Origin of the sequence: Pseudoalteromonas sp. TB64 (genome assembly GCF_000498095.1) — a bacterium.
GTDB lineage: Bacteria > Pseudomonadota > Gammaproteobacteria > Enterobacterales > Alteromonadaceae > Pseudoalteromonas.
This window is the reverse complement of record NZ_AUTQ01000002.1, coordinates 1-8,812: the sequence shown is the minus strand read 5'-3', so window position 1 is coordinate 8,812 and position 8,812 is coordinate 1. Positions and strand designations below refer to the sequence as shown.

The 8,812-nt window shown below is 37.0% G+C and carries 11 protein-coding genes; 3 read left to right on the top strand and 8 right to left on the bottom strand.

Going from position 1 to position 8,812, the window contains the following annotated elements; translation table 11 throughout:
- From L647_RS0100085 to L647_RS0100045, 8 genes are all read right to left on the bottom strand, one after another.
- Nucleotides 1-750 (bottom strand): HipA domain-containing protein (locus L647_RS0100085; protein WP_024609407.1); only part of this gene is annotated, 750 nt, incomplete at its 3' end.
- On the bottom strand, nucleotides 750-1,007 hold the full coding sequence (locus L647_RS0100080; protein ID WP_024609406.1) for a helix-turn-helix domain-containing protein: 258 nt from the start codon (nucleotides 1,005-1,007) through the stop codon (nucleotides 750-752). The genes L647_RS0100080 and L647_RS0100085, both read right to left, overlap by 1 nt.
- 160 nt (nucleotides 1,008-1,167) lie before the next feature.
- Nucleotides 1,168-1,710: an HGGxSTG domain-containing protein gene (locus tag L647_RS01000000123415; protein ID WP_024609405.1), complete on the bottom strand. Its 543-nt coding sequence runs from the start codon at nucleotides 1,708-1,710 to the stop codon at nucleotides 1,168-1,170.
- 152 nt (nucleotides 1,711-1,862) lie between these two features.
- On the bottom strand, nucleotides 1,863-2,771 hold the full coding sequence (locus tag L647_RS0100070; RefSeq protein WP_024609404.1) for an inovirus-type Gp2 protein: 909 nt from the start codon (nucleotides 2,769-2,771) through the stop codon (nucleotides 1,863-1,865).
- A 420-nt stretch (nucleotides 2,772-3,191) separates the two neighbouring features.
- Entirely contained in the window at nucleotides 3,192-3,425 is a 234-nt protein-coding gene (locus L647_RS0100060; RefSeq protein WP_024609403.1) for an AlpA family phage regulatory protein, read from the bottom strand.
- Nucleotides 3,426-3,559: 134 nt separating this feature from the next.
- Nucleotides 3,560-4,348 carry a hypothetical protein gene (locus L647_RS0100055; protein WP_024609402.1) on the bottom strand — a complete coding sequence of 263 codons (789 nt, stop codon included), beginning with the start codon at nucleotides 4,346-4,348 and terminating at the stop codon, nucleotides 3,560-3,562.
- 7 nt (nucleotides 4,349-4,355) lie between these two features.
- On the bottom strand, nucleotides 4,356-5,588 hold the full coding sequence (locus tag L647_RS0100050) for a tyrosine-type recombinase/integrase (RefSeq protein ID WP_024609401.1): 1,233 nt from the start codon (nucleotides 5,586-5,588) through the stop codon (nucleotides 4,356-4,358).
- Nucleotides 5,589-5,769: 181 nt separating this feature from the next.
- The gene (locus L647_RS0100045; protein ID WP_024609400.1) at nucleotides 5,770-6,630 is read right to left on the bottom strand and encodes a YicC/YloC family endoribonuclease; all 861 of its coding nucleotides are present in this window, start codon (nucleotides 6,628-6,630) and stop codon (nucleotides 5,770-5,772) included.
- Nucleotides 6,631-6,809: 179 nt separating this feature from the next.
- On the opposite strand from L647_RS0100045, the gene rph reads away from it, so the two are divergent.
- The 3 genes from rph to L647_RS0100030 are packed head-to-tail and all read left to right on the top strand — an operon-like array spanning nucleotide 6,810 to nucleotide 8,623.
- Nucleotides 6,810-7,523, top strand: a complete 714-nt coding sequence (gene rph / locus L647_RS0100040) for a ribonuclease PH (protein WP_002958890.1) — start codon at nucleotides 6,810-6,812, stop codon at nucleotides 7,521-7,523.
- A gap of 18 nt (nucleotides 7,524-7,541) precedes the next feature.
- Nucleotides 7,542-8,186, top strand: coding sequence for an orotate phosphoribosyltransferase (pyrE, locus tag L647_RS0100035; RefSeq protein WP_024609399.1), 645 nt, complete (start codon nucleotides 7,542-7,544; stop codon nucleotides 8,184-8,186).
- 56 nt (nucleotides 8,187-8,242) lie between these two features.
- Entirely contained in the window at nucleotides 8,243-8,623 is a 381-nt protein-coding gene (locus tag L647_RS0100030) for a diacylglycerol kinase (RefSeq protein WP_002958892.1), read from the top strand.
- Nucleotides 8,624-8,812: the final 189 nt, after the last annotated feature.

Sequence of the window (8,812 nt, the reverse complement as noted above, 5' to 3'; positions counted from 1 at the left end):
GCTGCCAGTGTATTTAGCGTCGGGGTCGTTAGTTTTTTTTAGTAAGGTTGTGAAATCTTCATAACCGAGCTTAGTTCCGTCACTTGTTTTATCAAAGCGTTCAACAACGAACGTTTCTAAATTTTCAGATAAGTATGTTTTTGGTGGCTCAAGTCCACAATGGCGAGCTGCTTCCATACATACAAACTCGTTTACCGTAAGTAATGGAAACTCTGTATCGAATGACTTCACTATTAAATCTTTCTGCGGAATTGTTCTGTCGGTTTTAATGGTTGAGGCGTTAGGTATGCTTACTTTCGGTTGTACGCCTGCCAACGAGTTTTGTAGGTAGTACTTTTCTAATAACTGAGGAAAAAGTGGTGCATTGCTGTTATAAGTCAAAATATCGCTCAAAGATACAGGCTCAGCTTCTGGTAAGGTAAGCTCACTTTTATATGAAAGCATGCCAATGCCTTGTGTGCTCTGTAAAGCAAGTAAATACATGTCGTTTACTTTGGCGTATCTCGCTAGTTTTTCTGCAATGAATCGACGGTTAAAGCCTTCTGGCAAGTTTTGTGAAAATATAGGGTGAAGAGAACCCGATGAGTAACCATCCATACCTTTTTTAGTCATAGTAAGTGATACGTTTAGGTTTTCTTGTGTTGGCTGGTAATGATGTACTGAGCCATGTGTTAGTACGCCAACTTCAGCATAGTCAGTGCATACTGTTATATTTGTAATTTTATTTGGAAGCTGTGGTGTGCCACTCATTAGTCATCCTCCGAGAATATATCTTCAATGGTATCCCAGTCTGGTAGAGAGTGTTGTTTTGAAGTAACTTCAAATTGTAAATCAACTGCATCAAGGAGTCGCTCAAATATATCGAATGAACCAGTAAAGCGACCGTTCTCAATCTCGGAAATCGTTGTTTTATTAATTCCCGCGATCTCTGATAGCTTTTGTTGCGTGTAGCCTAAAGCTTTCCTGCTAGTACTTATTTGTTTGCCAATATCTGCTCTACTCGACATATATTCACTTATTGAATGTTAGCTATATAGCTAATATATTAGTATATAACTCCTATATTAGCTATATAGCTAATAAAAATTATCAATATTTCACAGGCATTGCATTATTTATATAAGACGGTTTAGCTTAAAAAACCAAACCGTCAACCGTTGACGGTTACTACCAATTAAACTTAAAGGCTTTATTAATAAGTAAGAACTGTTTTTTTGCTTCACTCATATGCTGGTGGAAGTAGGGAGCTTTTACTACCTTCGTGTGGATATGAAAATGGAGGTGTTGACTATCAGTATCTTTGTAATATGCATCAAGAGCCGATTGGATAATAATAAAGCTATCCACGCCATAGCACTCAAGAACACGATATTTAAAGCATTCTAATGCAACTCTGTGTTGCGCTATTAATGCGTTTAACTCGCTGCTATCTGTATTGTTTAGTTTAGTCATATCGAACAACTGAAGATATGCTTCGATAGAGTATTCTCTTAACTCTGGATCATAGCCTTGTATGACGTTCCAACCAGCTCCATTTTTGATAGGGTTAGTACGTACGGCAAGTTTGCCTTCAGTTGTTTTTGCGCCTGTAGAGCGACCACCATGCAATTTACATCGACCATTACGCTTGTTACCCAAGCGCTTACAGGGATTACCTGAACGTGCTTTAGCCCCGCACTTGGGTAGACTGTCTAAATCAAACTTACTCATTTTTTGCCTTTTTATGATCGATCATGTTCGGTTTTTTTCGGTTCATGGGCTTTGATTTTAGAAAAATTTATTTTCTTTAAAGTTTTTAAAATCGAATGTTTATATGCTTACCACCATGGGGGTAAACATATAAATCAATGGGTTATATTATTTTAATGCCACGTAAAGCGATCACTTAATAGAGTTTTATGTTGTCTGTTCGCGTAAAGTGAACGATCACCTTGTATGTGTATGCTTCGGTTCATAGAGTGCTGCAAGAGTAAGTGATCGTTATTAACTTGACTAGGGTGATCGCTGTGCTGTAATAAGTGATGGAGTTTAGTTTGTATTAATTGTGAACCATTAATACCAGACCATTTTTTTAGTGACTCTATACCACCAGCTTTTGAGTTATTTGACCTTATTAGATTCGCCTCTTTATTTTGCTGATATGTAATAGCTGGGTTTACAAATATTGTATCGTTTAAGCGTCTGCCAACGTGCTCCTTAGAGTATTCAAGTTTACTAAATAAGTAATTATGCGCCTTAATGTTCGCTTCCTTTGTGGCACGTTTAGTTAAATAACTTAAACGGTATAAAGCTGGTTCTATACTAAGCTTATTACCCCTTTGCATTAGGTAGTATGGATGTTTAACGAATGAGGTCGAACCTAGGCCTTCAGATTCCCAAGCATGCTTTAATTGGTAGGTTAGCTTACTGCTATGCTTTATTTTATGCCCACTTAGTAACACAGCTAAGTGATAATGTTGATTTGATGATGTGTCTTTTTCTCTAGCGCATATGTAGGTTACTTTGCAGCTATATTGTTTTGTGAGTATCGATAACTGTTTTTTAATAAACTTTAAGAATGCTTGATTATTAATAGAATAGGATTTAGTACTTAAATCTATTCTTACTACTAACACTTTAGAGTAGTGAGAAAGCATGCATTCACAATGCTTAAACACTTTAGTTAATGCTTTAAAGTCTTGTTGTGGTGCTTTTTTACTACGCAATACACGATAGCTATGATCTTTGTATATAAAATTTACTGAGTTTGCTGTCGTTATTTTAAAGGTCATTGTTATATCTATTTGGTTTAGTTATTAGTAAGTATCTTTCTTATATTATTTAATATCCGCTGCGAAGGGATAAGCGTTTTATAAATAAAAGCTCTTTTAAAATAATAAGTAAGATGTATTTATTGATTGTTGGGTTGAGTATTTTTACTGATCAATTTGCTTCAAAGTGCGTCATCAGCAGGCAAAAAAAAGCAGGTTATTTACCTGCTTTTGAGTGATTTTTAGCTAGCCAATTTTTATAATCTTGAAAATGCCACATGGATCGCCCATTTATTACATGGGCTGGTGGAGGAAAGTGGCCTGCCTTTATCCAACGCCCAAGTGTTGATCTGCTGATGTTAAGAAGCTTCTGCAATTCAGGCTTCTTAATCATTCGAGCATCGTCAATATACATAGCAAGGTCTGGCAGGGGGTTATTGATCATAAAGCTGAGTTCATGTTGATGACCTCGCGGGATTGCACAAATTCTAGAAGCTCACTTAGTAGCCAGCACACTCTATCGCTATCAGCATGCAGTTTACGTCGTTTTGGGAATAACCCTTTTTTCTCTAATGCCCATGCGCTTGTTCGTGAAACTGATGTGATTTTTACGCGCTCGGCTTCTCTCACTAGGCGGTCAGTGAATTGTGTTGTTGGTGCTGTTAGTTGGTTCATATTGGTTTCTCCGGTTCATCATTGTTGATGGGAGAATTATGAAAGAATATAAGGATAGAAAAGCCCTACTCACTAAGTGGGTAGGGCTTTTTTTTACTGTTATCAACTGAAATTTAAGAATAAATTATTTTAATTTATTTTAATTTATTTCTAATTTCTGCAGTGTTGTATTTTTTCTTTAGCAACTGGCTGAGTTTTATGGGATATGCCTTACCCTTTTCACTTATCAGCTTAGGCTTAGGCAAGTGATTTTTGATATATGCTTCAGTATCTTCACATCTTTTGAATATATGAAAACACTCCAGCTCCTTATTTTTAATATAGAAATCGTAAATAACAGGATGTATCGCTTGAGCTAGAATCTTTTTAGATAGCTTACCGTAATCCCCGACTGAATCTAGGTAATTAGCCATTTCCAATATAAGCGATTTGAGTGAGTCAGTCTTTGCTGCTGTTTTTATTCCACCAGCTTGCGTATTAAGTACACCTTTTTGGAAACCTCTTTCAGCATGCTTTTCCAGATTAACTCTCATATCATGAGCGCCAGCATGATAGCCGATAAGAAGAGCACTGGTTAAAGCATCACTTAGCTGATGTTCGCTAGAGTCGTAAGATAAGCTCAGAGTATTAGAAATATTTTTCAGCTCGTTATCAACTTCTCTAAGCATTGTGTGTTCATCTTCAGGAAATAGCTCTTTATTAGTCTTTAGCTTTTCAACTCGGTACTTGATTAACTTAAGAAGCTCAATGCCTGAGTACAAAGATTCTAAGGCCATTTTCAAATGACTATCTTGCTTTAAGGTATCACTGTTTAACTGGTTAAGAAGCATTTCAGGAAAAACCATATTTTTTAGATTTTCAATCTGCTGCTTTTTACCATTATTTGTAACGCCAGTAATAGGGATTGTTTTTGGATTAGTCATTATGAGCTTAATTATTTTGAACTAGAGGTATAATACGGTTTGCCAAATCATCTAGTGCTTTTTGTCGCTCATCAAAGTAATCGTATCGGTTATATACCCCTTCAACCCCTTTAATCTTATGATTCAAACATCGTTCGGCTACATTATCAGGAACTCCTAATTGCGCCAAAAGACTACGACATGACCGCCTTAGATCGTGAATTATAAAGTATTCAATACCTTTACTACCTAAAATATTTGGGTATGGCTTTTTCTTGCTATCGACTTTTCGACCAAATATTTTAGCTAAAGCGTGATTAAGAGTATCATCGGAAATATAAGCTCTTCTTTTGCTTGCTCGCCTTGATGGAAATAGATAATCAGATCCACATGAGCGGACTTTTAGTTCTTCAAATAGTGGTATTAAGACTGAGGCTATAGGTATTTTTACAGCCACTTTTGTCTTACTTCTTGACTCTGGTAAAGACCAACTATTTTCTGAAAAATTAAATTCACTCCATTTTGCTGCTATAAGCTCACCTTTACGGACACCAATAGTTAGCAAGAGCACACATGCTATGTAATTATCTCTTGTAAAAATATGACTATATTCTTTAAAACAGTTAAAAATGATTTTTACTTCTTCTTCACTTAATATTCGTCTGCGGCTTTTTCCTGTGCCACCAGCATCTATTGCATCGAAAGCAGCCGCAGGGTTTTTTTCTGTACAATCTAATTTTATCGCATGTTTAAATAGCTGCTTACATAGAAGTAAAACCTTATTGGGAATTGATGGGCGCCCGCTATCCATAATTTTGTTGATTAGATTCTGTATATGTTTTGCTTTTACATCTTCTACCCTCAATCTTCCTATTTCGGGTTTAATTTCATTAGTAAAATATCTTAAGGGATAGCTAGGGTGCTTAAGATTCCTTTTCGCTCTCTCATACCAATTATCAAATAAGTCCGAGACAGTAATAATAGTCTTATTACTACTTTCAATACGTTTTTGTAATGGGTCTTTACCTTGCTTTACCATTTGTAAAATATTGCTAGCTACTAGCTTAGCATCTGCCAGCGATAGCTCAGGGAAGTGACCTCCAGCTAACGTCATAAAAGAACGTTTCCTATTTATTGTGTATCTAACTTCCCATGCACCGCCAGTTCTTGCTTTATTGGGCTTGATATATAACCCTGTGACAATTCGAACTCTTGCAGATGTCGTATTTTTTATCGCTAACTTTAACTCTTTTTGGTTCATTTAATTACCGTAAAGTGGTTACTAGAAGTTTTATTAAGTGGCTTCTAATTATTTTGGTTACCGTTTTGGTAACCACTTAGATACGCACAATAGACGACCAGTATGAACGGTAGAAAACAAAAAGCCTAGAAAAATCTAGGCTTTTTATGTGGTTACAAGAAAGTGAGTACAGGGTGAAATGCTACTCTATATTCTGAATTTGCTCACGCATTTGTTCAATCAACACTTTTAGCTCGACAGCGGCAGTCGTAATATCACTATTAATAGACTTAGATGCTAGTGTGTTTGCTTCACGATTAAATTCTTGCATCATAAAATCTAAACGGCGACCACATGCGCCCCCTTTTTTAAGGATTTTTTTAGTTTCTTTAACGTGAGACTTTAAGCGATCTAATTCTTCAGCCACGTCTTGTTTTTGCGCAAGATAAATGAGCTCTTGTTCAAGGCGTGACTCGTCAATATTAGCTGTTAAGTCTTCTAGTTTTTGAGCCAGTTTTTCACGCTGCCATTTAGCAATCTCTGGCATATGCGTTTCTACAATTTCTACTTGCTCCAAAATTGCATCAAGACGAGTTGCTATCATTTCTTCAAGGTTTGCACCTTCATCGCCACGTGCTGATTTAAAATCTTCTATTACTTGATCAAGGCCTACAATTAGCGCTGTATTAACGCTATCCATATCAAGTTCTTCAGCTTCCATAACACCAGGCCAGCGTAATATATCAACAGGGTTGATATCACCGTTACTTTGTTGTTGAACCCACTTAGCACTATTTATAAGTTGCTCAGCAAGCGCTTGGTTAATCGATAATTCACCAACATGAGCAGGGTTTGCTACAAATTTTAAAAAAACCTCAACTTTACCGCGTTGTAAGTGTTTGCGTAAACGCTCACGAATAACTGGCTCCATGCCACGAAATTGCTCTGGTGCGCGAATAAATGTTTCAAGGTAACGCTGGTTCACTGAACGAACTTCCCAAGTGCCAGTACCCCAATCGCCTTTTATTTCGCGACGCGCATAAGCTGTCATACTGTGGATCATGGATATTTTCCTAAATTTATAAATACAATATTACGATGATTATACCGTAACACTGCTTAAGCTCTAGGGAAAATTTAATACACTGAATATTTTGCATACAGCTATTTATTTAAATCAGCATGGTATCTATACCCACATACACTTATAATGTCGCAAATTCTGAATTAAGGGGATCGTCAATGCGTCCAAGCGAAAGAACACCTAACCAAATTAGACCTGTTACATTTACACGTAATTATACTTTGCATGCTGAAGGTTCAGTACTTGTTGAGTTTGGTAACACCAAAGTACTTTGTACAGCTACTGTTGAATCGGGCGTACCTCGTTTCATGAAAGGTCAGGGTAAAGGTTGGATCAATGCTGAATACGGTATGTTACCGCGAGCAACGCATACGCGTAATGCTCGAGAAGCTGCACGTGGTAAGCAGGGCGGTCGTACTATGGAAATTCAACGCTTAATTGCACGTGCACTTCGTGCTGCTGTTGATTTAAAAGCACTTGGCGAAAACACAATCACCATTGACTGTGATGTAATTCAAGCTGATGGTGGTACGCGTACTGCTTCTATAAGTGGTGCATGTGTTGCACTTGTTGATGCGCTAACGCATATGCGTGCCAAAGGTATGATTAATTCAAACCCACTTAAGCATATGATTGCGGCTATTTCAGTCGGTATATATAAAGGTCAAGCAATTAGCGATTTAGAATATATTGAAGATTCAGCAGCAGAGACTGATATGAACGTAATTTTAACCGAAACAGGTAAAATCATTGAAATTCAAGGTACAGCTGAAGGCGAACCTTTCTCGTTTGATGAGCTAGATGAGTTACTTACTTTAGCTAAACATTCTATTCGTGAAATCATTGACGTACAAAAGCAAGCATTAGCATAAATAGGTAGGCCACTAGATATGAAAGATTATCAAAAAGAGTTTATAGAATTTGCCCTAGAGAAGCAGGTATTAAAATTTGGTGAGTTTACTTTAAAGTCAGGGCGAATAAGTCCGTACTTTTTTAATGCAGGTTTATTTAATACAGGCCGTGATTTAGCGCGTTTAGGTCGATTTTATGCTGCTGCATTAGAAGACTCAGCGATAGAGTATGATGTATTATTTGGTCCTGCATATAAAGGTATCCCAATAGCGACAACAACAGCTGTTGCATTAGCTGATCACCATAATAAAGATGTACCGTACTGTTTTAACCGTAAAGAGAAAAAAGCACACGGTGAAGGTGGAACATTAGTTGGTTCAGAGCTCAATGGCAAAATAATGCTGGTTGATGATGTAATTACCGCAGGTACTGCTATTCGTGAATCAATGGAAATCATTGCCGAAAATGGTGCGGACCTTAGCGGTGTTTTGATCGCATTAGATCGCCAAGAAAAAGGTAAGGCCGAGTTATCAGCTATTCAAGAAGTTGAACGCGACTTTGGTACTAAAGTAATATCAATCGTAAAATTAGCTGATCTTATTAGTTACCTTGAAAATCAAGGGACGATGGACGAGCATTTAGCCTCAGTTAAAGCTTACCGTGATCAATACGGTGTAGCATAAATAAAAAGCCTCGCAGTGCGGGGCTTTATTTTGACCTTCATTTGTAGAGTTTATTAATGAAAGATGTATTAAAACCAAATGGCTTAGGCCTCAAACGTGTTTTCAAAGCAACTTATTGTTCCTACCTTGGCTTTAAAGCAGCATTTAAAGAAGAAGCCGCGTTTAGACAAGAGCTATTATTAAGCCTTATATTATTTCCCATTTCATTTTGGCTTGCTTCATCATTATTACATTGGGCGATATTGATCAGCTCACTGCTTATTATACTAATAGTTGAATTATTAAATTCTGCAATAGAAGCACTAACAGATCGGGTAAGTACAGAATTACATGTATTATCAGGTAGAGCCAAAGATATGGGATCTGCAGCTGTAACGCTCTCACTAACGATCGTATTGATCATTTGGGGTGTAAGCCTTTATATGAAGATCGTTTAGCTTTACTTTAAATATAAAAAGAGTTAAAACGCCTTTTGTTGTTAATAACTTGCTAGTTATGTTGTGTTTTTGACGTGTTTAGCTTAAATACTCACCGAACAGTGTGTTATTTCAAGTTTTCTTCAAAAAAGGGTTGATCTGTTTTCGGATCTCCCTATAATGCGACCCCACTGAGACGGGAAACGCCAA

Coding starts and splice junctions, on each gene's coding strand:
- L647_RS0100070 (WP_024609404.1), bottom strand. CDS start 2,771: ATGACCTTTAAAATAACGACAGCAAACTCAGTAAATTTTATATACAAA.
- L647_RS01000000123415 (WP_024609405.1), bottom strand. CDS start 1,710: ATGAGTAAGTTTGATTTAGACAGTCTACCCAAGTGCGGGGCTAAAGCA.
- pyrE (WP_024609399.1), top strand. CDS start 7,542: ATGAAAGATTATCAAAAAGAGTTTATAGAATTTGCCCTAGAGAAGCAG.
- L647_RS0100045 (WP_024609400.1), bottom strand. CDS start 6,630: ATGATCCACAGTATGACAGCTTATGCGCGTCGCGAAATAAAAGGCGAT.
- L647_RS0100030 (WP_002958892.1), top strand. CDS start 8,243: ATGAAAGATGTATTAAAACCAAATGGCTTAGGCCTCAAACGTGTTTTC.
- L647_RS0100080 (WP_024609406.1), bottom strand. CDS start 1,007: ATGTCGAGTAGAGCAGATATTGGCAAACAAATAAGTACTAGCAGGAAA.
- L647_RS0100060 (WP_024609403.1), bottom strand. CDS start 3,425: ATGAACCAACTAACAGCACCAACAACACAATTCACTGACCGCCTAGTG.
- rph (WP_002958890.1), top strand. CDS start 6,810: ATGCGTCCAAGCGAAAGAACACCTAACCAAATTAGACCTGTTACATTT.
- L647_RS0100050 (WP_024609401.1), bottom strand. CDS start 5,588: ATGAACCAAAAAGAGTTAAAGTTAGCGATAAAAAATACGACATCTGCA.
- L647_RS0100055 (WP_024609402.1), bottom strand. CDS start 4,348: ATGACTAATCCAAAAACAATCCCTATTACTGGCGTTACAAATAATGGT.